The organism is Ruegeria sp. HKCCD6604 (assembly GCF_013110635.1).
GTDB lineage: Bacteria > Pseudomonadota > Alphaproteobacteria > Rhodobacterales > Rhodobacteraceae > Ruegeria.
On record NZ_WVQW01000014.1, the window covers coordinates 10,980 to 35,247 of the forward strand.

General features: G+C 58.0%; 22 protein-coding genes. 4 read left to right on the forward strand and 18 right to left on the reverse strand.

Annotated features, from left to right (window positions below):
- Nucleotides 1–41: 41 nt before the first annotated feature.
- The 6 genes from rpoB to rplK all read right to left on the reverse strand — a co-directional run bounded on the left by rpoB (nucleotide 42) and on the right by rplK (nucleotide 7,760).
- Nucleotides 42–4,175, reverse strand: a complete 4,134-nt coding sequence (rpoB, locus tag GS614_RS20625) for a DNA-directed RNA polymerase subunit beta (protein ID WP_171727214.1) — start codon at nucleotides 4,173–4,175, stop codon at nucleotides 42–44.
- A gap of 250 nt (nucleotides 4,176–4,425) precedes the next feature.
- On the reverse strand, nucleotides 4,426–4,803 hold the full coding sequence (rplL, locus tag GS614_RS20630) for a 50S ribosomal protein L7/L12 (protein ID WP_152459178.1): 378 nt from the start codon (nucleotides 4,801–4,803) through the stop codon (nucleotides 4,426–4,428).
- A gap of 79 nt (nucleotides 4,804–4,882) precedes the next feature.
- A complete protein-coding gene (gene rplJ / locus GS614_RS20635; protein ID WP_152459179.1) occupies nucleotides 4,883–5,401 on the reverse strand; it encodes a 50S ribosomal protein L10 in 519 nt (172 codons plus the stop codon).
- A 322-nt stretch (nucleotides 5,402–5,723) separates the two neighbouring features.
- Nucleotides 5,724–6,482, reverse strand: a complete 759-nt coding sequence (locus GS614_RS20640; RefSeq protein WP_171172582.1) for a nuclear transport factor 2 family protein — start codon at nucleotides 6,480–6,482, stop codon at nucleotides 5,724–5,726.
- A 128-nt stretch (nucleotides 6,483–6,610) separates the two neighbouring features.
- On the reverse strand, nucleotides 6,611–7,309 hold the full coding sequence (gene rplA, locus GS614_RS20645; RefSeq protein ID WP_171119843.1) for a 50S ribosomal protein L1: 699 nt from the start codon (nucleotides 7,307–7,309) through the stop codon (nucleotides 6,611–6,613).
- Nucleotide 7,310: 1 nt separating this feature from the next.
- Nucleotides 7,311–7,760 carry a 50S ribosomal protein L11 gene (gene rplK / locus GS614_RS20650; protein ID WP_037314971.1) on the reverse strand — a complete coding sequence of 150 codons (450 nt, stop codon included), beginning with the start codon at nucleotides 7,758–7,760 and terminating at the stop codon, nucleotides 7,311–7,313.
- Between the two features lie 394 nt (nucleotides 7,761–8,154).
- Between rplK and GS614_RS20655 the strand changes: the two genes are divergently transcribed.
- On the forward strand, nucleotides 8,155–9,384 hold the full coding sequence (locus tag GS614_RS20655; RefSeq protein ID WP_171727215.1) for a peptidoglycan-binding domain-containing protein: 1,230 nt from the start codon (nucleotides 8,155–8,157) through the stop codon (nucleotides 9,382–9,384).
- 86 nt (nucleotides 9,385–9,470) lie between these two features.
- Here GS614_RS20655 and nusG read toward each other — a convergent pair whose 3' ends face one another.
- The 10 genes from nusG to ccoN all read right to left on the reverse strand — a co-directional run bounded on the left by nusG (nucleotide 9,471) and on the right by ccoN (nucleotide 18,561).
- On the reverse strand, nucleotides 9,471–10,004 hold the full coding sequence (nusG, locus tag GS614_RS20660) for a transcription termination/antitermination protein NusG (RefSeq protein ID WP_152459924.1): 534 nt from the start codon (nucleotides 10,002–10,004) through the stop codon (nucleotides 9,471–9,473).
- A gap of 199 nt (nucleotides 10,005–10,203) precedes the next feature.
- Nucleotides 10,204–10,401, reverse strand: a complete 198-nt coding sequence (gene secE / locus GS614_RS20665) for a preprotein translocase subunit SecE (RefSeq protein WP_050605011.1) — start codon at nucleotides 10,399–10,401, stop codon at nucleotides 10,204–10,206.
- 99 nt (nucleotides 10,402–10,500) lie between these two features.
- Nucleotides 10,501–10,659, reverse strand: a complete 159-nt coding sequence (ccoS, locus tag GS614_RS20670; protein ID WP_152459183.1) for a cbb3-type cytochrome oxidase assembly protein CcoS — start codon at nucleotides 10,657–10,659, stop codon at nucleotides 10,501–10,503.
- Between the two features lie 5 nt (nucleotides 10,660–10,664).
- The gene (locus GS614_RS20675; RefSeq protein WP_171727216.1) at nucleotides 10,665–12,842 is read right to left on the reverse strand and encodes a heavy metal translocating P-type ATPase; all 2,178 of its coding nucleotides are present in this window, start codon (nucleotides 12,840–12,842) and stop codon (nucleotides 10,665–10,667) included.
- Between the two features lie 2 nt (nucleotides 12,843–12,844).
- Nucleotides 12,845–13,303, reverse strand: coding sequence for a FixH family protein (locus GS614_RS20680; RefSeq protein WP_171172548.1), 459 nt, complete (start codon nucleotides 13,301–13,303; stop codon nucleotides 12,845–12,847).
- A 2-nt stretch (nucleotides 13,304–13,305) separates the two neighbouring features.
- Nucleotides 13,306–14,733 carry a cytochrome c oxidase accessory protein CcoG gene (ccoG, locus tag GS614_RS20685; RefSeq protein WP_171727217.1) on the reverse strand — a complete coding sequence of 476 codons (1,428 nt, stop codon included), beginning with the start codon at nucleotides 14,731–14,733 and terminating at the stop codon, nucleotides 13,306–13,308.
- 419 nt (nucleotides 14,734–15,152) lie between these two features.
- Nucleotides 15,153–16,016, reverse strand: a complete 864-nt coding sequence (gene ccoP / locus GS614_RS20695; protein ID WP_171727219.1) for a cytochrome-c oxidase, cbb3-type subunit III — start codon at nucleotides 16,014–16,016, stop codon at nucleotides 15,153–15,155.
- Nucleotides 16,013–16,198, reverse strand: coding sequence for a CcoQ/FixQ family Cbb3-type cytochrome c oxidase assembly chaperone (locus GS614_RS20700; protein ID WP_050605006.1), 186 nt, complete (start codon nucleotides 16,196–16,198; stop codon nucleotides 16,013–16,015). The genes ccoP and GS614_RS20700 overlap by 4 nt, the downstream gene beginning before the upstream one ends.
- Nucleotides 16,199–16,210: 12 nt before the next feature.
- Nucleotides 16,211–16,939: a cytochrome-c oxidase, cbb3-type subunit II gene (ccoO, locus tag GS614_RS20705; protein ID WP_152459189.1), complete on the reverse strand. Its 729-nt coding sequence runs from the start codon at nucleotides 16,937–16,939 to the stop codon at nucleotides 16,211–16,213.
- A gap of 14 nt (nucleotides 16,940–16,953) precedes the next feature.
- Nucleotides 16,954–18,561: a cytochrome-c oxidase, cbb3-type subunit I gene (gene ccoN / locus GS614_RS20710; protein WP_171364683.1), complete on the reverse strand. Its 1,608-nt coding sequence runs from the start codon at nucleotides 18,559–18,561 to the stop codon at nucleotides 16,954–16,956.
- Between the two features lie 200 nt (nucleotides 18,562–18,761).
- On the opposite strand from ccoN, the gene GS614_RS20715 reads away from it, so the two are divergent.
- Nucleotides 18,762–19,601 carry a universal stress protein gene (locus GS614_RS20715; RefSeq protein ID WP_152459191.1) on the forward strand — a complete coding sequence of 280 codons (840 nt, stop codon included), beginning with the start codon at nucleotides 18,762–18,764 and terminating at the stop codon, nucleotides 19,599–19,601.
- Nucleotides 19,602–19,638: 37 nt separating this feature from the next.
- Here GS614_RS20715 and GS614_RS20720 read toward each other — a convergent pair whose 3' ends face one another.
- Both GS614_RS20720 and fnrL read right to left on the reverse strand, forming a co-directional pair.
- Nucleotides 19,639–19,893, reverse strand: coding sequence for a GlsB/YeaQ/YmgE family stress response membrane protein (locus GS614_RS20720; RefSeq protein ID WP_171207014.1), 255 nt, complete (start codon nucleotides 19,891–19,893; stop codon nucleotides 19,639–19,641).
- 71 nt (nucleotides 19,894–19,964) lie between these two features.
- The gene (gene fnrL / locus GS614_RS20725) at nucleotides 19,965–20,708 is read right to left on the reverse strand and encodes a transcriptional regulator FnrL (RefSeq protein ID WP_152459193.1); all 744 of its coding nucleotides are present in this window, start codon (nucleotides 20,706–20,708) and stop codon (nucleotides 19,965–19,967) included.
- 61 nt (nucleotides 20,709–20,769) lie between these two features.
- Here fnrL and hemN point away from each other — a divergent pair, with 61 nt between their 5' ends.
- Both hemN and GS614_RS20735 read left to right on the forward strand, forming a co-directional pair.
- Entirely contained in the window at nucleotides 20,770–22,125 is a 1,356-nt protein-coding gene (gene hemN, locus GS614_RS20730; RefSeq protein ID WP_171727220.1) for an oxygen-independent coproporphyrinogen III oxidase, read from the forward strand.
- A gap of 212 nt (nucleotides 22,126–22,337) precedes the next feature.
- Nucleotides 22,338–24,266, forward strand: a complete 1,929-nt coding sequence (locus GS614_RS20735; protein ID WP_171727221.1) for an elongation factor G — start codon at nucleotides 22,338–22,340, stop codon at nucleotides 24,264–24,266.
- Nucleotides 24,267–24,268 lie beyond the last annotated feature (2 nt).

Sequence of the window (24,268 nt, forward strand, 5' to 3'; positions counted from 1 at the left end):
CTTACAAATTGGGATGGGATGAGTTTGGGGCGTTGCCGCCCCTACTCTTCCTCCGCATCCAGGAGTTCCATATTCAGGCCGAGGCCACGGACTTCTTTAACCAGAACATTGAACGATTCCGGTACGCCCGCTTCAAAGTTATCCTCGCCCTTGACGATCGACTCATAGACCTTGGTCCGGCCGGCGACGTCATCCGATTTCACGGTGAGCATCTCCTGCAGGGTGTAGGCGGCGCCGTAAGCTTCCAGAGCCCAGACTTCCATCTCACCAAAGCGCTGACCACCGAACTGCGCCTTACCACCCAGCGGCTGCTGGGTAACCAGGCTGTACGGCCCGGTCGAACGCGCGTGGATTTTGTCGTCCACAAGGTGGTGCAGTTTCAGCAGGTACTTGATGCCCACGGTCACCGGACGCGCGAATTGCTCACCGGTACGACCGTCGAACAGGATCGACTGACCGCTTTCCGAGAAGCCCGCGCGCACCAGCGCGTCGTTGACGTCAGCCTCTTTGGCGCCGTCAAAGACCGGGGTAGCAATCGGAACACCGCGGGTGACGTTGCTGGCCGCTTCGATCAGCTGGTCCTCGTCCATGCCGCTGATGCCCTCTTCATAGACATCCTCGCCATAGGCGTGTTTCATCGCGTCACGTACCGGCGTCAGGTCGCCCGAACGGCGGTATTCCTGTAGCGCCTCATCGATGTTCAGACCCAGACCGCGTGCGGCCCACCCCATGTGGGTTTCAAGGATCTGACCGACGTTCATACGCGACGGCACACCCAGCGGGTTCAGACAGAAGTCAACCGGCGTACCATCGGCCAGGAACGGCATGTCTTCCATCGGAACAACCTTGGAGATCACACCTTTGTTCCCGTGGCGACCAGCCATCTTGTCGCCCGGCTGCAACTTGCGCTTCACGGCGATGAAGACTTTGACCATCTTCATCACACCCGGCGGCAGATCGTCGCCACGACGGACTTTCTCGACCTTGTCCTCGAAACGGGCGTCCAGAGCACGCTTTTGCACTTCGTACTGCTCGTTCAGAGCTTCGACGATCTGTGCATCCTGCTCGTCTTCCAGCGCCAGCTGCCACCACTGACCACGGGTCAGGGTTTCCAGCAGCTCCTCGGTGATCACCGACCCTGCCTTGACGCCTTTCGGGCCTTTGACAGCGGTTTTGCCCAGGATCAGACCTTGCAGACGCGCATAGATGTTGCGGTCAAGGATCGCCAGCTCGTCGTCCCGGTCACGGGCCAGACGTTCGACTTCCTCACGCTCGATCTGCAACGCACGTTCGTCTTTTTCGACGCCGTGACGGTTGAACACGCGGACTTCGACGACCGTACCGTAATCGCCCGGCTTCACGCGCAGCGAGGTGTCGCGCACGTCGGATGCTTTTTCACCAAAGATGGCGCGCAGCAGCTTTTCTTCCGGGGTCATCGGGCTTTCGCCCTTCGGAGTGATCTTGCCGACCAGGATATCGCCCGGCTCGACGTCCGCACCGATGTAAACGATGCCCGCCTCGTCGAGGTTGCGCAGCGCTTCTTCACCGACGTTCGGGATGTCGCGGGTGATCTCTTCCGGGCCCAGCTTGGTGTCACGGGCGGCGACTTCAAACTCCTCGATATGGACCGAGGTAAAGACGTCATCGCGCGCGATACGTTCGCTGATCAGGATCGAGTCTTCGTAGTTGTAACCGTTCCACGGCATGAACGCGACGACCACGTTCTTACCCAGAGCCAGTTCACCCATATCGGTCGACGGACCGTCGGCAATAACCTCGCCCTTCTGGACGGTGTCACCCACCTTGATCAGCGGACGCTGGTTGATGCAGGTATTCTGGTTCGAACGCTGGAATTTGCGCAGACGATAGATGTCAACGCCAGCGTCGCCCAGTTCCAAATCCTCGGTGGCGCGGATAACGATACGCTGGGCATCGACCTGGTCGATGATACCGGCGCGTTTCGCCTGAATCGCAGCACCCGAGTCAATCGCAACCTTTTCCTCGATACCGGTACCGACCAGCGGCGCCTCGGCCCGCAGCAGCGGAACCGCCTGACGTTGCATGTTCGAGCCCATCAGAGCGCGGTTAGCGTCGTCATTTTCAAGGAACGGGATCAGCGATGCAGCGACCGAGACCAGCTGTTTCGGCGACACGTCGATCAGGTCCACATTCTCGCGCGGGGCAAGCGTGTAGTCACCGGCCTGACGTGTCGAAACCAGATCATTGATGAACTTGCCATCGGCATCCAAGGTCGCGTTCGCCTGCGCCACAGTGTGACGCATCTCCTCGGTCGCGGACATGTAGTGAACCTCATCGGTCACCTCGGCGTCTTTGACGACGCGGTACGGTGTTTCGATGAAGCCATACTTGTTCACGCGGGCAAAGGTGGCCAGCGAGTTGATCAGACCGATGTTCGGACCTTCCGGCGTTTCAATCGGACACATCCGGCCATAGTGGGTCGGGTGTACGTCACGCACCTCAAAGCCCGCACGCTCACGTGTCAGACCACCGGGGCCAAGCGCCGAGAGACGGCGTTTGTGAGTGACTTCCGACAGCGGGTTGGTCTGGTCCATGAACTGCGACAGCTGCGACGAGCCGAAGAATTCGCGGACAGCAGCCGCAGCAGGTTTCGCGTTGATCAGGTCCTGAGGCATGACGGTGTCGATTTCAACCGACGACATACGCTCTTTGATCGCGCGCTCCATGCGCAGCAGACCGACGCGGTACTGGTTTTCCATCAGTTCGCCAACCGAACGCACGCGACGGTTGCCGAGGTGGTCGATGTCGTCCACGTCGCCTTTGCCGTCACGCAGTTCAACAAGCGCCTTGATGCAGGCCACGATGTCTTCGCGGCGCAGAGTGCGCAGGGTGTCCGGCGCATCCAGAGCCAGGCGCATGTTCATCTTCACGCGGCCAACGGCGGACAGGTCATAACGCTCGCTGTCGAAGAACAGCGTGTCGAACAGGGCCGACGCCGCTTCGACGGTGGGCGGCTCACCCGGACGCATGACGCGGTAGATATCCATCAGCGCGGTTTCGCGGCTCATGTTCTTGTCCTGAGCCATGGTATTGCGCATGTACGGACCAACATTGACGTTGTCGATGTCCAGAACCGGGATGTCGGTGATACCCGCATCGATCAGCTCTTTCACGGTGCCGCCAATCAGGTCACCGTCTTTGTCATATTCCAGGGTCAGCTCATCACCGGCTTCGACATAGATCGCGCCAGTTTCTTCGTTGATGATGTCCTTGGCGACAAACTTGCCGACGATGTGATCAAACGGAACCAGCAGATCAGTGACGGTGCCTTCGTCGATCAGCTTCTTGACCGCGCGCGGGGTAACTTTCTTGCCCGCTTCGGCAATCACTTCACCGGATTTGGCGTCAACCAGATCATAGGTCGGGCGGGTGCCGCGTACGCGCTCGGGGAAGAACGGTGTCACCCAACCCTTATTCTTGTCCAGCTTGTAGGACACGGTGTTGTAATACGCGTCCATGATCGCTTCCTGATCCAGACCCAATGCATAAAGCAGGGTTGTCACAGGCAGTTTGCGGCGACGGTCGATCCGGGCGAACACGATGTCCTTGGCGTCAAACTCGAAGTCCAGCCAGCTGCCGCGATACGGGATGATGCGGCAGGCAAACAGCAGCTTGCCCGAGGAATGAGTCTTGCCCTTGTCGTGGTCAAAGAACACGCCGGGCGAACGGTGCATCTGGGATACGATCACACGCTCGGTCCCGTTCACGACAAATGTGCCGTTCGGCGTCATCAAAGGCATATCGCCCATGAAGACATCCTGTTCCTTGATGTCCTTTACCGATTTTGCGCCGGTGTCCTCATCGACATCAAAAACGATCAAACGCAGCGTTACCTTCAGCGGCGCGCTGTAGGTCATGTCGCGTTGCATACATTCTTCAACGTCGTATTTGGGTTTTTCCAGATCGTATTTCACGAATTCCAGAACGGAGGTTTCGTTGAAATCCTTGATCGGGAAAACCGACTGGAACACGCCCTTGATGCCTTCGCCGTCAGTGGGCTGCTCTGCATCGCCGGAGCGCAGGAAAAGATCATAAGAAGATTTCTGGACCTCAATAAGGTTCGGCATCTCCAGCACTTCGCGGATTTTGCCGTAATATTTACGAAGACGTTTCTGGCCAAGGAACGTTTGAGCCATGTCAGATGTCACCTTTCGATGTTCTCAGCGGGCAAAGACACCGTCGGGCCCCGGCATCTTGCACAATCGAGACAACACGTCCGGATCAATTCATGGCCACCGTCCCGAAGGCGGCCTCCCGATCCGAAAACCGTGTCTTAGAAAACGCCTCGCGTCTTGAGGCCCTTTCTAAGACAGGTTCGGCTGGACCCGGATTTCTCCGGACCCAGCCAAATTTTTCGGCACATCAGCGATGCACCTGAGGATAAGCTTAGGCCAGTTCGACTTCGGCGCCAGCTGCTTCCAGCTTGGCTTTGACGTCTTCTGCTTCTGCTTTGTCCACGCCTTCTTTGATCTTGCCGCCGGCTTCGACCAGTTCCTTGGCTTCTTTCAGGCCCAGGCCGGTGATGCCGCGAACTTCTTTGATGACGTTGATTTTCGATGCGCCGGCGTTCTTCAGAACGACGTCGAATTCGGTTTTTTCTTCCTCAGCTGCGCCGCCGGCGTCGCCAGCTGCACCTGCGACCATTACGGCGCCACCAGCTGCGGGCTCGATGCCGTATTCGTCTTTGAGGATGGTTTTCAGTTCTTGTGCTTCCAGCAGGGTCAGACCCACGATGCTTTCTGCGAGTGCTTTCAGATCAGCCATTTTATCAGCTCTTTCCGTTTACAGTGTGTGTTCCAACGTCAGGGCACATGCCCCACGCAGATCATTCAGTGCCAACCGCTTACGCAGCTTCCGCCTTCTCTTCGATGGTGGAAAGGATGCTTGCGATATTGCTTGCAGGTGCGCCAATCGCGCCGGCGATGTTCGAAGCAGGTGCGCCAATGCAGCCAACGATCGAAGCAATAAGCTCCTCGCGAGACGGCATTTTCGAAACAGCTTCGACGCCTTTGCGGTCCAGAGCGTTCTCGCCCATTGCACCGCCAAGGATTTCGAACTTTTTGTTCTCCTTGGCGAAGTCCTCGGCCACCTTGGCTGCTGCCACGGGGTCCTCGGAATAGGTCAGAACGGTCATCCCTGTCAGCAGGTCGGCCATGTTTGCACACGGCTTACCCTCAAGGGCGATTTTGGCGAGCCTGTTTTTGGCAACACGCACGGAACCGCCCGCTTCGCGTGCACGCGCGCGCAGGTCCTGCATCTCGGCAACTGTCAGACCGGCGTAGTGGGCAACCACTACGACGCCAGAGCTTTCGAAGATTTGGCCGAGTTCCTCGACCACTTTCTCTTTCTGGGCTCTATCCACAGTTCTCTCCAAGTTAGGGGCGAAATCTCACCCCGGCTCATATTTGCCGCAGCTTTCGCTCCGGCGTTCAGGTCCTTGTTACGGGATTGGCCAAAATGCGCCCGAGGGTGGGACCCCCAGAATTCTTTGGTCTTACCCGTCTCAGGCAGGGAATTAAGGGACCGAATGGGCCCACCCACCGTCTTGGACGAAACGAAACAAAGCGCACGACGAATCGCACGCTTTGTTCCGCAGGTCTTCTTAGGGCAGATGGAGGGGGTTTCCAAGGGGTAAATTGCACCCAATTCAGATCATACAGCACCCAAATTCCAAGGGCATGTTTTCAGAACTTCCCGTTGTCGTTTTTCCATTCCTCGCGCGGCGGAACCGCTTCGATGGTGCTCCAATGTTCGACGATCCGATCAGCGTCCCAGCGATACAAATCATAAAAGCTGGAATGCACCCCAATTCTTTCCCCTTCACACACGCAAAGGACGAAATTTCCCTCTGCCAAAACCCGATGCAAATGCTTGTAGACAAATTTTGCCCCGCTTTCGCTTGTTCCTTCCAACACGTTCTTGAGCGCTACGATTCCGTCGGCCATGTCCGGATTGTGCTGTTTTAGATCCTCTGCAACAAAGTCCGCCAATCTGTCAAACCTGCGCTTTATCAGAACGTCTGTTACAAACATGCTGCTAGCGGCCCGGTTTTCTTCCGTCTTCTCCAGGTCCGTTACTTCGGTGTGACCATCCAGCATTCCACGCCCAGAAAGGTTTGGACCGCGCAAAGGCTGAATGTTGTCCCAATGCTCTACGGCTTTGCCATCTTCGAACCGAAACACCTCAAACGCGGCGCGCAGGCTACTGAAATCGTACTCGATATGCGCAAAGGCAAAGTCGCCATCCTCGAAAACCCTTTTGAATGTAACCTTGGGTGAGGTTTTGGACAGCCTTGCGAACAGGTCGGCAATACCTTCGCTGCCTTCGTGAGTTTGAGGGTTGTGCTGGATGTACTTCTCTTCATTCACAACCGCTGCCGCCATGGCGTCACCGGTTTCCAAACCCTTAAGAAATCTTTGGAGCAGTTCGCGCTTAGTTTCCATAGCCATGGTCCGTTCGATTGCCAGAACTGAAATGCATGCGATTTATCTTCGCACCGAACCCGGCAAAATGAAAATCCCGGGCAGTTTGCACCACCCGGGATCAATTCTTTGCATCAGATTTGTCTGGCTTACTCGCCCGAGGCCTCTGCTACATCAACGGTCACACCGGGGCCCATGGTCGAGCTCAGCGCGATTTTCTTCATATAGGTGCCTTTGGCGCCCGACGGTTTCGCCTTGGCTACAGCCGAGACAAACGCGCGGACGTTTTCAGCCAGTTTGGCTTCGTCGAACGACGCTTTGCCAACACCGGCATGCACAACGCCGCCTTTTTCCGCCTTGAACTGAACTTCACCGCCCTTGGCTGCTTCCACGGCCGCTTTCACGTCCATGGTCACGGTGCCAACCTTGGGGTTCGGCATCAGGTTGCGGGGGCCCAGAACTTTACCCAGACGACCGACGATCGGCATCATGTCCGGGGTGGCAATGCAGCGATCGAATTCGATGGTGCCGCCCTGGATGGTTTCCATCAGGTCTTCTGCACCAACGATATCCGCGCCTGCTTCTTTCGCTTCGTCTGCCTTGGGGCCACGAGCGAAAACAGCAACGCGCATCGCTTTACCGGTGCCGTTCGGCAGGCCGACAACACCTCGAACCATCTGGTCCGCGTGACGGGTGTCAACGCCCAGGTTCAGAGCGATCTCGATGGTTTCGTCGAATTTCGACGTTGCATTGGCTTTGACCAGGGCAACTGCTTCGTCTACCGACAGGTTTTCCTTGCCAGCGACAGCTTCGCGCGCGGCGCGCGTACGTTTACCGAGTTTTGCCATCTTACTTCACCTCGATGCCCATAGAGCGGGCCGAGCCCAGGATGATCTGCATTGCGCCTTCGACGTCGTTGGCGTTCAGATCTTTCATTTTGGCTTCGGCGATTTCGCGAACCTGCTTCGAGGTCACGGTTGCCACGGTCTCACGACCTGGGTTTTCCGCGCCACGGGGGCGGTTACGCTTGCCAACCGGCTTCAGACCAGCTGCTTTTTTCAGGTAGTAAGACGCGGGTGGCGTCTTGATGTCCATGGTGAAGGACTTGTCCTGATAATAGGTGATCACGGTCGGACAAGGGGCGCCCTGCTCCATGTCTGCAGTCTTGGCGTTGAACGCCTTGCAGAATTCCATGATGTTGATGCCGCGCTGACCCAGCGCCGGACCAACTGGCGGCGACGGGTTCGCCTGACCTGCAGGAACCTGCAGCTTCATTGTACCAGCAAGCTTCTTGGCCATTTGGTTTTCCTTTCAACTTGGGTGAAACGCGTCCCACCCAGATTATGTTGCGTGGTCCGGTCCGGGATCGCGACCCCAGCAACCTCCCACGAGAGAATCTCGCCCGAAGACGATAAAGGCGGCGTTTACATGGGATCAGGAGAGATGACAAGTGGTTGGCGCACCATTCGGGTTGTACCGAATCAAACCCTGAATCAAACCCTGAGAGGATTCTTGCTGCCTGCATGATCGCACGCGAATGTCCGTACAGTTTCAAATTCCTCTAACAATCTGCAAAGACATGTAAAACCGCCAGTTTGCCGCCAATTGAACGCGACATTGGCGCTTGCTTCGCCATAACGCAGATGACCGTGCTATACTCCTTAAAAATTGTGATTATTGGTGGAGGTTAATTATGATACTTCGTTTAGCTTTAACTCTTGGCATCGCCTTTTCTCTTGCTGCTGCCATCCCTCAAACGGCACGGGCCGACGCTGGAGAGTTTCTTGGTGGTGCGGTCGTCGGCGGGATCGTTGGTTACGCAATCGGCAAGGACCAACAAAAGAAAAAATCTCAGAGAACAACTACATCGAACCGCACCTATCGGTCAGGTATTCCATCGACCGCGCAAGGCGCGCAAACTCAGACCGCGCTCAATTACTTCGGGTACAATGCAGGACGCGTCGATGGTCAGGTCGGTCGCGGCACCCGGTCCGCAATCGAGCGCTATCAGGCCTCGATGGGTTATCCTGTAAACGGCTATGATTTTCAGCCGTATCAGTATGACTTTCTGATGCAAGCCTACTATTGGGCCACAAGCGGTGGACAGGCGACGACTCAACTTGCGGGCCAACCGCTTCTGATGGCGTATCGCCGTCAGGTGCAGACGGGATCTGCTTTGGCTACTGCCCCGCAAGCTCCGGCACAAACCGCCCCGGCACAACCTGTTCCGGTTGCGACACCGCAAGAACCTGAGCCGGAGACAACCGAAACAACGTCTGCCAGCCTGCCGAGCCTGTTTTCCGGCGGCACCGGAGGCCCGTCGCTGGCCAATCGCTGTAGCGGGGTCATGCTGCAAACATCTACCAATGGCGGTTATACGACCCTGGCGAACATGTCGGATCCCGACTTTGCGCTCAGCGAACAGTTCTGTCTTGCCCGCAGCTACGCGATGGCGCGCGGTGAAGATCTGATTCAGGATATCCAGGGGCTCACGCCGGATCAGGTGAGTGCTCAATGCGACTCGTATGGTGAAATGGTGGCGCCTCAGGTTGATGCTCTGTCTATCAACTCGAAAACTGAGGCTGAAACCCAGATGCGCAAGCTGGCGCTGGACTCGGGCCTCAGCCCCCAAGATCTTGCCGCGACAAGTAAGGTTTGCCTTGCGATTGGCTATCGTCAGGACAACATGGATGCCGCGCTTGGGTCTGCCCTGATGCTGGTCGCAATGGGTGAGCCCGCCTATGGCGAGCTGATTGGCCACCATCTGCGCGAAGGCTTCGGTGTGCAGAAACGTCGCGATCTTGCGATGCAGTGGTATGACGCGAGCCTGTCGGCACTGGATGCCGGATCGCAGGCTGTGTTCCTGCCTTCCCAGACCGACCGCCCGCAACTCTTGCGCGCGGCCATGGTTCAGGCGCAATAGGTCGATCCGTTTTCAGCGAATACCCAAACAAAAAGCGCCGCGTTGCCCTTGGCATCGCGGCGCTTCAATTCTCGAGGAACGTTTCCTCAGCTCTGCTTGGTAACCTGCGTGAAGTCCAGCTCGACCGGAGTTTCCCGGCCGAAGATCGAAACCGAAACCTTCAGCTTCTGGTTTTCGTCGTCCACACCTTCGACCATGCCGTCGAAATCCTCGAACGGGCCGTCGTTGACTTTGACCTTCTCGCCGACCTCGAAGCTGATCATCAGCTTGGGTGCTTCTTCACCTTCCTGAACACGGTTCAGGATCTGATTCACTTCGGCGTCGCGCATCGGCATCGGGCGGCCTTGCGGGCCCAGGAAACCAGTGACGCGGTTGATCGAGTTGATCAGGTGATACCCCTGATCCGACATTTCCATATGCACCAGAACGTAACCAGGCATAAAGCGGCGTTCGGTCGTGACCTTCTTGCCCCGGCGCACTTCGATCACCTCTTCGGTGGGCACCAGAACTTCGTCGATATCGTCCTCAAGGCCCTGTTCAGCCACCGACGTGCGGATCTGTTCTGCGATCTTCTTTTCGAAATTCGAAAGAACGCTGACCGAGTACCACCGTTTCGCCATGAACCTGTCGTCCTTGTTTGTCTTCGGGGCATCAAGCGTACCGGACACACCCGTCATTAAAATCTTGTCACGCCATCCGGAATAAAAAGCGGCGCGCAGCCCGAATCGCCACACGCCCATTCCGAATAGTACCGCGTCACCTACTCTGACATTGCCCGCAGCGCAAGGGGGCAGAGACGTTTCAGCGCGCTGATCCCGTCTAGCTGAAAGCACCCAGGATCAGTTGAAGACCACCCCGAATACCCAAATCGACCAAAGCGAAAAATACAGCCGTCAGCGCCGCCATGATGAAGACCATTACCGTGGTCAACAGCACCTCGCGCCGGGTCGGCCAGACGACCTTGGAGACTTCGGCACGGACTTGCTGAATGAACTGGATCGGATTGGTGGTGGCCATTTGGCGTGTTCTCTCTGCTAGCGGATGGGCCGGACATAGCCGGGCATTGCGGCAATTTCAAGGGCAGTTGGTTCAACTCTGCCTCTATAGGGCATTCGTTCAGGGTTTGGGTTTGTCATCCCATTCGTCGCTCAGGATCCGGCGCGCATCACCTTCGGGGTCTTCGTACTGGTTCGTACGAACGGTATATACGAAGGCAGCCAGACCAACGCCCCCCAGGAACAGGGAAATCGGGATCAGATAAGCAAGCACTTCCATTCAGGTTACCTCAGCCGCAGGGCGTTCAGGGACACGGTAATGGACGAGGTCGACATCGCCAAGGCCGCGATCAGCGGTGTCGCCAATCCGATCACGGCCAGAGGAACGGCGATCACGTTGTAAACGGTTGCGATCTGGAAGTTTTCGCGAATGCGTCTGGTGGCTTTGACGGCCGTGTCACACGCATCCGCAATGGGCGAAAGATCATTGCCCAACAGCACGATATCCGACGCGACCCGCGCCGCATCCAGCGCAGAGGCCGGAGAGATCGACACATGCGCCGCGGCCAAAGCGGCGGTATCGTTCAGCCCGTCGCCAACCATCAGAACTTTGTGGCCTTCATCGCTGAGATCCTGAATGCGTCTTGCCTTGTCCTGCGGTAAAGCCTCGGCGATCCAGTCCGCAATTCCCAGTTTTTCCGCCAAGGCGCGCACCGCCCCCTGCGAATCCCCTGAAATCAAAAGTACACGTTTGCCCGAAGTACGCAGGGCATCCACCGCCTCAGCAGCGCCGGGGCGCAACGCGTCCGAGAATCGGAAGGCCACGGGTGCGTCCTCGCCGATTGCAAGCCAGGCCGAAGTATCGGTACCCTGATCCGCGCCGACCCAGGCCGCCCGCCCCAGACGAACACGTTGACCACGGAATTCGCCCTCAGTGCCATAGCCGGGAACCTCGGCTATTCCCCGCACATTTGCTGGTTTGATCCCTGCCGCACGTGCCGCTTTTGCTAGTGATACGGACAATGGATGTGCAGAAGCCTCGGCCAGCGCCAGAGCGACCTCGATCTTGGCGCGTGCATGGTCTGCCAGATTGACCAGTTCCGGCGCGCCGGATGTCAGCGTGCCTGTCTTGTCGAATACAACCGTGTCGGCTTCGGACAGCCGCTCCAGTGCCGTGGCGTGCTTGATCAGCATTCCCTTGCGGAACAACCGGCCCGACGCGGCCGTGGTTACTGCTGGCACGGCCAGACCCAACGCACAGGGGCAGGTAATAATCAGAACAGCCGCCGCGATATTCAGCGCCGTGCGCAAGTCACCGGAATAGATGTACCACCCAACAAAGCTGAGCGCCGACAGAATGTGAACACCCGGCGCATACAGCTTGGCGGCCTTGTCGGCCAACGAGGTATAACGGGACCGGCCAGACTCGGCGATGGCGACCAGATCAGCCATACGATGGAGCGACGTGTCTTCCCCGACCGCCGTTGCCCGGATTGTCAACGGACCCGTCAGGTTGACTTCGCCCGCGCTCACAGTCTGTCCGGCTTCGGCAAAGACTGGCACCGTCTCACCCGTCAGAAGGGATCGATCCAGTTCTGACTGACCCGACATGATCTGGCCGTCCACGGGCATGCGCCCACCCGGTCGCACAAGGATCAGGTCTCCGACGCGCAACTCGGCAACGGGAACTTCATCTTCAACCCCATCGGCGACACGAATGGCGCGGGGAACTTCCAACGCGGTCAATTCCTCGGCCGCAGATCGCGCCGCGGCACGGGTGCGGTAATCAAGATACCGTCCGGCCAGCAGAAAGAAGGTCAATGTCAGGGCTGCGTCGAAATAGGCATGCTCGCCGCTCAACGCGGTTTCCCACAGCGACGTGACCAGCGCCAACAGGATCGCCAGCACAATCGGCACATCCATATTCAGCCGTCGCACGCGCAGGGCGCTCCAGGCATTGGCAAAGAACGGCTGGGCCGAGAACGCAATGGCCGGCAGCGCAATGGCCGCTGAAATCCAGTGGAACATGTCCCGCGTTGCATCCGTCGCACCGGACCATACCGACACCGACAGCAACATCACGTTCATGGATGCAAACCCGGCCACGGCCAGCCGCATCAGAAGATCACGCCCGGCCTTGTCTGTCTGCGTTGCGGACAAAGCCCCCGGATCAAGCTCATGTGCTTCGAATCCTGCCTGTTCAAGCACCGGGATCAGATCGCTTGCACGCGTTTCCGGCGTGGCTTTGATCATCGCGCGTTTGAGCGTCAGGTTCACCCGGGCGTCTTCGACGCCGGGATGCGCGTTCAGCTCACGCTCGACCGTCGCGATACAGGCCGAGCAATGAATGCCCGGCAGCGACAAGGCGATCTGTACATCTTCCGGTATGGGCCGGGCCGGTTCTGCCGGGGCCGCAAGGCAGCCCGGGCAAGCTGCTGTGCCGGATGAAAGCTGAGCCGTCATGCTTACCCCTTCACGTAAAGCGGGACGCGCTGCGAGAATTCGGCGCCTTTTCCGTCACGCGCCACCAATCGGATGTTCCAGTTGCCCTTACCCAGTGTAGCAGGCGTGGCATAGGCTGTACCGTCGAACGTAAAATCCGGCACGAAGTCGTCGCGCAAATGGGTTGCCCGGCCGACCACGGCCTGCAATTCGCTCACCTCAACTGGCGCACCGCTTTCGTCGGTGATGTGCAGGATCAGAAGGCCGCCTTTGGTTTCCGCCCGAACTGTCCAGCCCAGCGCCTGCTGCTCTTTCAGGCGCTCGTTGAACTCCTGGCTGGCGACGTAGGAGTTCTTGACCTCCAACCCCGGAAAGGTTTTCACCGCATTATACGCCAGCACGAGGTTCACCGCGATGATCACGCCAAAAGCGCCGACAAACACGGCCAAAGCGTGCTTTCCGGTGAATTTACGTTCGGCCATGATCAGTTCCCTCGTCCGTTAAACGTGGTGTCCTTGTAGGCGCGTTCGCCGCTGCTGAGGTCTTCGACCCAGATCCGTACTGGCGTCGCCTCTGCTGCGGCCGGATCGCTATCGCGGGAGGCCACGATATATACACGGGTCAATTGTGCCGTATCCGCCGTGACATTCACAGTATCGATTTTGGTTCCCTCGATTTCCAGTCGCATCGCCGGATCGCCCGCCAAAGACAGTTTGAACAGACGGTCCTCACCGTGCTTATTGCGCAGTCGAACGTCATAGGTGTTGCGGATTGTACCGTCCGACAGGGTGACGAAAGTAGGGTTGCGGACCGGTGCAACAGTCAGATCGATGTCAGAACGGATGAAGAGTGCAAACAACAGCCCGAACCCGACCAGCGCCCACAATGCGGTGTACATGATCGTACGCGGCCTCAGAATGTGCTTCCAGACATTCTTGGCGGGCTCGCCGGATCGCTCATGCTCTTCATCGCTCAGCGCCATGTAGTCGATCAGCCCACGTGGCTTTCCGATCTTGGCCATCATGTCATCACACGCGTCGATGCAAAGGGCACAGGTGATGCATTCCAGCTGCTGGCCATCCCGAATATCGATTCCGACAGGGCAGACATTCACGCAGGCCATACAGTCGATGCAATCCCCCAATTCAGAATCGGCCGTCCGCTTGCCTTTGCCGCGCGGTTCACCCCGCCATTCGCGATAGCCGACAACCAGCGTGTCCTCATCCATCATCGCCGCCTGAATGCGCGGCCATGGGCAGGCATAGATACAGATCTGCTCGCGGGCGAACCCGCCGAAGAAGAAGGTTGTACCCGTCAGGATCAACATCGTCGTGTAGGCAACGGGATGCGCGTTGCCCGTCACAAGATCACGGGCCAGCGTAGGTGCATCCGCGAAATAGAACACCCAGGCACCACCTGTCGCCAAACCGATCAGAAACCAGACCGCCCATTTGGTGACCCGCAAGCGAGCCTTTCGGAAATCAAGCTTTTCCTGACGGTGCAGGCGCAGGCGGGCGTTTCTGTCACCTTCAATCCACCGCTCGACCAGAATGAACAGGTCCGTCCAGACGGTTTGCGGGCATGCGTATCCGCACCAAACGCGACCCAGAGCGGACGTAAACAGGAACAGACCCAAACCTGCCATGATCAGCAGACCAGCGACAAAGTAGAATTCGTGCGGCCAGATCTCGATCCAGAAGAAATAAAAACGTCGATTTGCAAGATCCAGCAGGACAGCCTGATCAGGCAGGCTGGGGCCGCGATCCCATCTGATCCAGGGTGTCACATAGTAGATGCCCAGTGTCACGATGAGGATGATCCATTTCAGGTTTCGAAACGGCCCCGAAACACGTCTTGGAAAAATCGGCTCACGCGCGGCGTAAAGGCTGGGGGCGGGATCGGAATCGCTCACTGGCTGGCTCCACAAATGGGTCTTCTGAAGACGTCTTGTTCCAGATCATGCCTAGGCGAACTTTGACATGGGTCAAAAAGCGCATCGAGCAAACATCTTTTGAAGATCAGCCCATCTTGCCGGCACCGGAGATCAGGTATTTTAGCCGATTTTCAGCCTATTTTGGCGGAAAATCTACTTGTGGCGCGATACCAGCTGCACGTGGTACATGCAGTTTTCCAAGTGCCGACCAATTGTCGCAGCCCCGGGTCAGCCCTGCCCGAACGCGGGTGATCGGCCGTCGTTGCAAAGAACGGAATGGCAAAACAACAGGAATTCAGTGTAAAAAAGCACCGGCTGTTCAGGAAACGCGCGAACAGATGGAACAGCCGGTGCTACAGCCTTCGGGCGGCCAACCGCCCGAAGGTGCCCTCTAGGTCTTACTGTCCACCACCCAACTGGTGGACATAGGCGGAAACCGCACGGATCTGCGCCTCGGTCAGTCGGGTATCCCAGGGCGGCATGACACCAAAGCGGCTGTAAGTCACAGTTTCGGTCAGAGCTTCTTCGCTACCGCCATAAAGCCAGATCGCGTCGGTGAGGTTCGGCGCCCCCTGGAAGATGTCACCTTTGCCATCTTCACCATGGCAGGCCGCGCAGTTGTCTTCGAAGACTATCTTGCCCGCCTGTGCCGCCGCGTCATCGGTCTGAGCGTTGCTCAGCGACATGACATACTGAACCACCTGCGTGATTTCGTCATGCTCCAGGATTTCACCGAAGGCAGGCATCTCGGAATAGCGCGCATCGTCACTTTCTTCGTTCCGGATACCATAGCTGACGGTGTAGACGATATCCTCCATCGTACCACCCCACAGCCAGGCGTCATCCAGCAGGTTCGGGAAACCCGGCGCGCCCTGCGCACCGGAACCGTGGCACTGTGCGCACCAGGTACGGAACACGGCACCGCCAGAGTTCACGGCATATTGCTGAAGCTCAGCGTCCTTCGCGATGTCTTCCAATGGTGTTTCTACCAGTTTGGCGTTCCAGGGTGCATTTGCCTCTTCGAATGCGACCATCTCCTGCTGGACCAAAGCCCGTGAAGACCATCCCATGACGCCGGCGGTTGCCGACTGCACCAGGGGCCATGCTGGATACATGATCGTGTAGATCACGCCCCAGAAGATAGTGGCGTAGAAGGTCCACAGCCACCAGCGCGGCATCGGGTTGTCGAACTCTTCGATCCCGTCCCAGCTGTGCCCGGTTGTATTCGGATCACCCGGCTGTTTTTCAGGTGTCTTGCTCATTGCCGCGCCTCCTTGGATGTGGCGGGTTTATCTTGATGCCGGAAGGGGATGTTGGCGGTGTCCTTGTATTCCTTGCTGGCACCGGGGCGGAAAACCCAGATGACGATACCAACGAAGAAGGCGAACAACAGCAGCAGCATCCAGCTATCCGCGAACTGCCTGAGAATTGTGTATTCTTCCATCACGATCCTCCTTTAGCGGCTTGCGTCCGGGGTGAAGGTCGAGAAATCGACCAACGTGCCCAGCATCTGAAGATAGGCAACCAACGCATCAGCTTCGGTCAACTCGGGCTGGCCGTCGAAGTTGCGCACGTTGACCTTGTCGCCATAGCGCTCCAGCAGCCCGTCATAGTCGCTGTCCGGGTCAGCCTGAGCGAGGAAGTCGGCTTGTGCGTTTTCCAGCATCTCTTCGGAATAGGGCGTCCCGACCAGGGCATTGGCGGCCATCACATCACCGATGTACTTGCCGTCAATTTTGCGGTGTTCGAGGAAGCCGTATTTCGGCATCACGGATTCCGGCACAACGGATTGCGGATCCCGCAGGTGGTCGACATGCCATTGGTCAGAATAGCGGCCACCGACACGCGCCAGATCCGGTCCGGTCCGTTTGGACCCCCACTGGAACGGGTGATCGTACATCGATTCCGCCGCCAGCGAGTAGTGGCCATAGCGTTCGACCTCATCCCGCATCGGGCGGATCATCTGGCTGTGGCAGACATAGCAGCCTTCGCGGATATAGATCTCGCGCCCCGCCATTTCGAGAGGGGTATAAGGGCGCATGCCCTCCACCTTTTCGATTGTGTTCTCAAGATAGAACAGCGGGGTGATCTGAACGATGCCGCCGATGGTCACGACCAGAAAGCTGAAGATCAGCAGGAGGGTCGCGTTGGTCTCGAGGATCTTGTGTTTGTCGAGAATTGCCATTGCTCCGGCCCTCCTTATTCAGCCGGGACCGCGACGGTCAGGCTGGCCTCTTTGGCCGGCGCTTTCCGCACAGTCATCCACAGGTTGTAGCACATGATCAGCGAACCGGCGACGAACATCACGCCACCCAGAGCACGCACCACATACATCGGGAACTTGGCAGCCACGGTGTCGGCGAACGAGTTCACCAGGAAGCCGTTGGCATCCACTTCGCGCCACATCAGGCCTTCCATGATACCGGTGACCCACATCGACGCGGCGTAAAGCACGATGCCGATGGTGGCGAGCCAGAAGTGCCAGCTGACCATCTGCAGCGAGTACAGACGCTCACGCTTCCACAGGACGGGCACCAGGAAGTACAGCGCACCGAAGGTGATCATGCCGTTCCAGCCCAGCGCGCCCGAGTGCACGTGACCAATGGTCCAGTCTGTGTAGTGCGACAGCGAGTTCACCGCGCGGATCGACATCATCGGGCCTTCGAAGGTGGACATGCCGTAGAAGCCGACCGAGATCACCATCATCCGGATCACCGGGTCAGTGCGCAGCTTGTCCCATGCGCCCGACAGAGTCATCAGACCGTTGATCATACCACCCCAGGACGGCATCCACAGGACCACCGAGAACACCATGCCCAGCGTCGAAGCCCAGTCAGGCAGCGCGGTATAGTGCAGGTGGTGCGGACCGGCCCAGATATACAGGAAGATCAGTGCCCAGAAGTGGATGATCGACAGCTTGTACGAGAATACAGGGCGTTCGGCCTGTTTCGGGATGAAATAGTACATCATGCCCAGGAAGCCGGCAGTCAGGAAGAATCCCACCGCGTTGTGGCCGTACCACCACTGGATCATGGCGTCTTGTACGCCCGACCAGACGATGACCGATTTCGAACCCCAGATGCTGACAGGAACGGTCATGTTGTTGACCAGGTGCAGCATCGCAACGGTGACGATAAAGGCCAGGTAGAACCAGTTGGCCACATAGATATGCGGCTCTTTCCGCCTGACGATCGTGCCCAGGAACACGGCCAGGTAGGCGACCCAGACAATGGTCAGCCACAGATCGACATACCATTCAGGCTCGGCATATTCCTTGGACTGCGTTCCGCCCAGAACATAGCCCGTCGCCGCCAGCACGATGAACAGCTGATAGCCCCAGAAAACGAACCAGGCCAGATTGCCGCCCCAAAGACGCGCGGCGCTGGTACGTTGAACGACGTAGAACGACGTTGCGATCAGCGCGTTGCCACCAAAGGCAAAAATCACTGCCGACGTATGCAGCGGACGCAAACGACCGAAATTCAGATACCCCTGTGCCCATTCAAAGTTCAGCACCGGAAAGGCGAGCTGAAACGCGATGAAGGTCCCGGCCAGAAACCCGACCACGCCCCAGAAGGCGGTTGCGATCACGCCATAGCGGATCACGTCATCCATGTATTCGCCCGAGCGATCGACTAGAATATCTGGCTCGTCAGTGTTTCGAAGCGTCCAGATAAACAGGCCACTGGCGATAAGCATCACCAGCAGTGCATGTACCTGATACGCCAAATCGCGTGCATAATTGGTTCCGATCGCTGCAAACAGCGCGATCAGACCAAGCACGATCAGCTTGATGTAATTCGACATATTGCGTCCCTTTGCCATGCCCCGCGCGTTTTTGATTCTTGTACGCGCGAAACCCATTTGACTGGCTGCCGTTCTGAAGCACGGCAGCTGTTACTGCTTTGATCTGTATCAAGACAGTTCTGCGTTTTCTGTGACACGCATTGTAGAGGAAATAGGCCGACTGGTCACATGAGACCAAATGCCCGAATCATGAGGTCGCAATGACTTACAAATCACTACTCACTGTCATGACCGAAACGCAGACGGCACCCGCCGCTCTGGCGCAGATGGTGGCCCTGGCAGAATCGCAGGATGCACATGCCGAAGCCCTGTGCCTTGGCGTCGATCGCAGTCAGACAGGTTATTACTATGCTGGTGCCAATGCGCTTATCGTTCAGGAAACACTGAGCCGGGCCAATGCCGAGGCCCAGGAGCTGTTGAACTTTGCCAATGACTACCTTGGCAAGTCCGGCGTTCGCTGGTCCGCCGAGCACGGCGTCGCGCAGATTGCCGATATCGGACGCCATGTTGCGCATCGGGCACGGTTTTCCGATCTGGTGGTCCTGCCGCACCCTTATGGCAAAGACCGCGCTGCCGAGGCCGAGCCGATCATCGAAGCCGCCATGTTCGAGGGGCATTGCCCGGTTCTGGTCGTACCGGACGACGCCGAGCCCCTGACGGTGCCGCGCAATATCATGATAGGTTGGAACGAAAGCGTAGAGGCCATGTGCGCCATTCGTCACGCCCTGCCCTTCCTGAAACAGGCCGAGCTGGTCCGAATCGTGGTCATCGATCCGCCCCGCCATGGGCCGGACCGGTCTGATCCAGGCGGAATGCTGTCACAGATGCTGGCGCGACACGGGGTCAAATGTGAGATTGATGTGCTGAGCAAAAGCATGACGCGCGTGTCGGATATTCTCAACCGCCACGCATCCGATACAGAATCAGATCTGATCGTCATGGGCGCTTACGGTCATTCCCGTTTTCGCGAGGCCATTCTGGGCGGCGCAACACGCAACATGCTGGAGCAGTCTACCGTACCGGTATTCCTGGCTCATTGATCCGCCCTTCAAAAGCCGCCCGACTTGGCGGCTTTTGTCATCCTCTGCGGATCAGGCCTATCAGGAACAACAAGATTACGGCACCTGCTGTTGCGAAGAGAATAGATGACAGCAGGCCGCCGCCAACGGCGAATCCAAGCGCCGGAAAAATCAACCCCGCCAGAAACGCACCTACGATTCCGACAACTATGTTTCCGAAAAGACCAAAACCCCTGCCCTCCATAATCTTTCCGGAAAGCCAACCGGCGATTGCGCCGACCAAAAGCATTGCCAAAAAACTGGTAAATTCCATGTCGATCTCCTGAATCAGACATTCCTGCGAACAAGACCGCGACGGCTGTTGGCGGTCAAAAACCGTTCGCGTCAGACCGGAAAGCCGCCATCCGAATCGTCACCTGCCTCTTCCATCAGGCGGCCCAGATCGGGGATGGTCACGTGTCGCTTTCCTTCAAGTGTGATCACCCCGTCTTTTTTCAAAGCTGATATCTGGCGACTGACCGTTTCCAATGTCAAACCCAGGTAATCCGCCATTGCTTCTCGGGTCAGGGGCAGGTCGAACACGATAGATCCAGTCAGACCCTTTTGGCTGACCGAAGCGTCCCGGCGCGCAATGATCGACAGCAGGCTGGCAATCTTCTCACGCGCCGTCTTGCGCCCCAGAACCAGCATCCACTCGCGGGCGGCATCAAGCTCGTCCAAAGTCATCTGCAAAAGACGATGGGCGATATGCGGGGTGTGGTCCATCAACTCTTCGAACGGTTTCTTGCGGAAACAGCACATCACGACATCCGTCGTGGCCTGAACATCATAAGGCGCAGTATCGCGACCCGGGCGGCCAACGAAGTCGCTTGGCAGCAGCAGACCAACCATTTGGGTGCGGCCATCTTCCATTGTCTGGGTCAACGATGCGATTCCGGCCACAACCGAGCCGACAAAACTCATCTGATCCCCAGACCAGATGATCGTCTGACCAGCCTCGAAACTTCGGTAATATTTAATGCTTTCAAGCTCTTCCAGCTCATCGGCATCACAACGGGCACAGACGGCGCGATGACGAATCGGGCAATCTCCGCAATTTGAATGGTCAAATTGTGCTTTTACTGTCATGCGCGTTCCCACTTGATCTCCATCAAAGCACCTGTGTCGCCTGTCGCATAAGGGTATCGCCATGATAGTGAAACCACAATTGGCAAAGCTTGGACTTTTTGACGCGAAAGTACCGCGTTACACAAGCTACCCCACCGCCCCCCACTTCAGCAACGACGTGGGAGCAGATATGTTCGGCGACTGGATTTCCGGGATCAAACCCGGCAGTGCAATTTCGCTGTACATTCATGTCCCATTCTGCCGCAGGCTATGCTGGTTCTGTGCCTGCCGAACACAAGGGACACAAACCGATAATCCGGTAATCGCCTATGTCGATGTTCTGAAGGCCGAACTGGACCTTCTGGCGGCACGTCTACCTGAAGGAGTGGTTCTGTCGCGCCTGCACTGGGGCGGCGGCACACCAACATTGCTGAACGCCCAATTGATGCGCGAATTGGCACAACACATCCTGGGTATCGTGCCCATGGGGCCGAATGCCGAATTCTCGGTCGAGATCGACCCGAACGAGATTGACGAGGCGCGTTTGGATGCGCTGGCAGACGCGGGCATGAACCGCGCCTCGATTGGGGTGCAGGATTTCGATGACGAAATCCAAAAAACAATAGGCCGTATTCAAAGCTACGACACCACGCGCGACGCCATCGACATGATCCGTGAACGTGGCATCACCAGCCTGAATGCGGATATCCTTTACGGTCTGCCACATCAGACCAAGGCGCGCATGACGGAAAGCGTGCAGAAACTCCTGTCGCTCAACCCGGATCGCGTGGCACTTTACGGTTATGCCCACGTGCCTTGGATGGCCAAGCGGCAGCAGCTGATTCCGTCGGACGCCCTGCCCACACCGGAACAGCGTCTTGAACTGTTCGACACGGCCCGACGTTTGTTCCTTTGGGACAATTATGCCGAGATCGGTATCGACCATTTCGCCACTGTGGATGACGGTCTGACACACGCTTTGCGCGCGGGCCGCCTCAAGCGGAACTTCCAGGGTTACACCGACGATCAGGCCGATTTTCTGATTGGTGTCGGGGCCAGCTCGATCTCTCGTTTCCCGCAAGGCTACGCGCAGAACGCTCCGGCCACCTCTGCCCATACCAAAGCCATTCGCGATGGGCAGTTTTCGACATCCCGAGGTCACCTCTTCAAAGGTCAGGACATTCTGCGTGCCCGCCTGATCGAGGCATTGATGTGCGATTTCAAGATCGACTCGGCGGAAATCCTGCGGGATCACGATATTTCGGCCTCTGACTTGGACGAGATGTACCGCGCAGCCAACGCATCTTTCGACGGAATGCTGCAAATCACCGAAGCCGGGCTTTTCATACCGCCCGAAGCGCGGGCGCTGACCCGGATGATCGCCCGCAGCTTTGACGCCTATGACCTCAGCAAAGCCGGGCACAGCTCGGCCATCTGACCCTTTTTCGGCGGGCAACATTCGGCCCGTGACGCGCAAAACACATCAGGGGCTTGACGCACGCCTGCGGTTTTTCCCACACTCATGTTGTAGGGCGGCGTCTCGCTCTGCGGTCTGAGGCGGGCAAAATACAGACAATCCTTGTCGGCGCCAACGCGTCGGTCGGTCCCTTTCGTGTAGCCAATCTGCAACCTGAAAGAGGGACAACACTCATGCGCGTTTTCACCGTCCTCGGGCCCAGCCAATCGGGCAAATCTACGCTTGTCGAGGCCATCAGCCGCCTCGACGGGCGCCCCACCACATTCGATGTTTCCGGAACCGTGCATTTGCACGGTTTTTCTTACCTGGACGAGCCCTGGTGCGCGATCGACGTCGATGGGGGCGGCGATGCACTGGCCTATGTCGGCCCTGCAATGGCGATTTCGGACGCCGCCGTGGTCGTGGTGCCCCCCGACCCGAATGCCGCCGTTCTGTGCGCGCCCTACCTGCGATTGGTCGAAGAGGCCGGCATCCCCTGTTTTCTGTTCATCAACCGGATGGACAACCCCAATGGCCGCGTCCGCGATATCATCGCCGCTCTGCAAACATACTGCACCCACCACATTGCCCTGCGTCAGGTGCCGATCCGCGAAGGGGATACGATCATCGGGGCGGTTGATCTGATCTCGGAACGGGCCTGGAAATATCAGGAGGGCCAGCCCTCGGCCCTGATCGAACTGCCTCAATCCGTCGAAGACCGCGAGCAGGAAGCGCGAACCGAGCTGCTCGAAACCCTGTCCGATTTCGATGACAACCTGTTGGAACAGCTGATCGAAGACAAACAGCCGCCAAGTGACGAGGTCTATGATCTGGCGGCACAGGTTTTGCAGAACCATCAGTTGATTCCCGCCTGTCTGGGTGCCGCAAGTCACGGCAACGGGCTGACGCGTCTGATGAAGGCGCTGCGGCACGAAGCCCCCGAATTTGACATCGCCGCCGGGCGCGACGAGGCCGCAGACAGCGCCCGCGCCATTGCCGGTTTTGCGGATGTCAAAAAGCACATCGGAAAAATCGTGGTTCTGCGCGGCCTGGGGGACGGCGTGCAAGCCCATGAGGCCTTGGGCGGTGAGACCGTCGGCAATCTGACAACGCTGGATGCCAAAACCCAGATCGCCACGCTGGAGGCCGGGCAGATTGGTCTGGCGGTGAAATCCGATCACCTAAACCCCGGCTACATCTACGACAGCAATTCGGCGACGGAACTGCCGGAATGGGCAGCCTCGCATCCGGTGGCGCATCGTCAGATCGTCTCGCCCGCGCATGAGCGGGACGATGTGCGCCTGTCAAACGCCCTGAGCCGCCTGGCCGAGATCGACCCCGGCCTTCACCTGCAACAGGATGAGCTTACCGGCCACGCCGTTCTTGGGTCTCAAGGTCCGCAGCACATGCGACGCATGACCGCCAAGCTGGCCGAGGATTTCGGGATCGAGATTGAAGCCGACCCGGTCGAAACCGCCTATCGCGAAACCATCCGAACACCTGTCGAACATCGCCACAGACACCGCAAACAATCCGGCGGGGCTGGGCAGTTCGCGGATGTCGTGATCTCGGTCGCGCCGCTGCCGCGCGGATCAGGGTTCCAGTTCGAAGAGGTGGTCAAGGGCGGCGCGGTGCCCAAGAATTACATCCCATCCGTGGAACAGGGCGCCAGAGACGCGCTGGAGCAAGGCCCCGAGGGCTTTCCGGTGGTGGATGTGAAGGTCACGCTGCATGACGGCAAACATCACAACGTGGACAGTTCCGATTATGCCTTCCGCACCGCGGGCAAGAACGCCGTGCGCGAAGCGCTGCCACAGGCCAAGCCCGTTGTTTTGCAGCCAATCCTGAACGCCGAAATCCACCTGCCTTCTGATTTTGTCGGCGACCTCGTGCCGACGATCAGCTCTCTGCAAGGGCAGGTTCTGGGATTTGAGGGCAACCCAAACGCATCAGGCTGGGAGATTTTCAACGCCCTGATTCCCGCCGTGGCCGAGGATGAGTTGCATCGCACTCTTGCCAGTGCCACGCGCGGAACCGGGTGGGTCAAGCTGAGCTTTGATCACTATGAAGAACTGCGCGGGCCGGTGCCGAAAACGGCGGCCAAAGAGAAAGCCAGCGCCTGATG

Excerpts from the sequence above, each read along its gene's own strand:
- rpoB (WP_171727214.1), bottom strand. The coding sequence starts at position 4,175 with ATGGCTCAAACGTTCCTTGGCCAGAAACGTCTTCGTAAATATTACGGC.
- rplL (WP_152459178.1), bottom strand. The coding sequence starts at position 4,803 with ATGGCTGATCTGAAAGCACTCGCAGAAAGCATCGTGGGTCTGACCCTG.
- GS614_RS20640 (WP_171172582.1), bottom strand. The coding sequence starts at position 6,482 with ATGGAAACTAAGCGCGAACTGCTCCAAAGATTTCTTAAGGGTTTGGAA.
- rplA (WP_171119843.1), bottom strand. The coding sequence starts at position 7,309 with ATGGCAAAACTCGGTAAACGTACGCGCGCCGCGCGCGAAGCTGTCGCT.
- rplK (WP_037314971.1), bottom strand. The coding sequence starts at position 7,760 with ATGGCCAAGAAGCTTGCTGGTACAATGAAGCTGCAGGTTCCTGCAGGT.
- GS614_RS20655 (WP_171727215.1), top strand. The coding sequence starts at position 8,155 with ATGATACTTCGTTTAGCTTTAACTCTTGGCATCGCCTTTTCTCTTGCT.
- nusG (WP_152459924.1), bottom strand. The coding sequence starts at position 10,004 with ATGGCGAAACGGTGGTACTCGGTCAGCGTTCTTTCGAATTTCGAAAAG.
- secE (WP_050605011.1), bottom strand. The coding sequence starts at position 10,401 with ATGGCCACCACCAATCCGATCCAGTTCATTCAGCAAGTCCGTGCCGAA.
- ccoS (WP_152459183.1), bottom strand. The coding sequence starts at position 10,659 with ATGGAAGTGCTTGCTTATCTGATCCCGATTTCCCTGTTCCTGGGGGGC.
- GS614_RS20675 (WP_171727216.1), bottom strand. The coding sequence starts at position 12,842 with ATGACGGCTCAGCTTTCATCCGGCACAGCAGCTTGCCCGGGCTGCCTT.
- GS614_RS20680 (WP_171172548.1), bottom strand. The coding sequence starts at position 13,303 with ATGGCCGAACGTAAATTCACCGGAAAGCACGCTTTGGCCGTGTTTGTC.
- ccoP (WP_171727219.1), bottom strand. The coding sequence starts at position 16,016 with ATGAGCAAGACACCTGAAAAACAGCCGGGTGATCCGAATACAACCGGG.
- GS614_RS20700 (WP_050605006.1), bottom strand. The coding sequence starts at position 16,198 with ATGGAAGAATACACAATTCTCAGGCAGTTCGCGGATAGCTGGATGCTG.
- ccoO (WP_152459189.1), bottom strand. The coding sequence starts at position 16,939 with ATGGCAATTCTCGACAAACACAAGATCCTCGAGACCAACGCGACCCTC.
- ccoN (WP_171364683.1), bottom strand. The coding sequence starts at position 18,561 with ATGTCGAATTACATCAAGCTGATCGTGCTTGGTCTGATCGCGCTGTTT.
- GS614_RS20715 (WP_152459191.1), top strand. The coding sequence starts at position 18,762 with ATGACTTACAAATCACTACTCACTGTCATGACCGAAACGCAGACGGCA.
- GS614_RS20720 (WP_171207014.1), bottom strand. The coding sequence starts at position 19,893 with ATGGAATTTACCAGTTTTTTGGCAATGCTTTTGGTCGGCGCAATCGCC.
- fnrL (WP_152459193.1), bottom strand. The coding sequence starts at position 20,708 with ATGACAGTAAAAGCACAATTTGACCATTCAAATTGCGGAGATTGCCCG.
- hemN (WP_171727220.1), top strand. The coding sequence starts at position 20,770 with ATGATAGTGAAACCACAATTGGCAAAGCTTGGACTTTTTGACGCGAAA.
- GS614_RS20735 (WP_171727221.1), top strand. The coding sequence starts at position 22,338 with ATGCGCGTTTTCACCGTCCTCGGGCCCAGCCAATCGGGCAAATCTACG.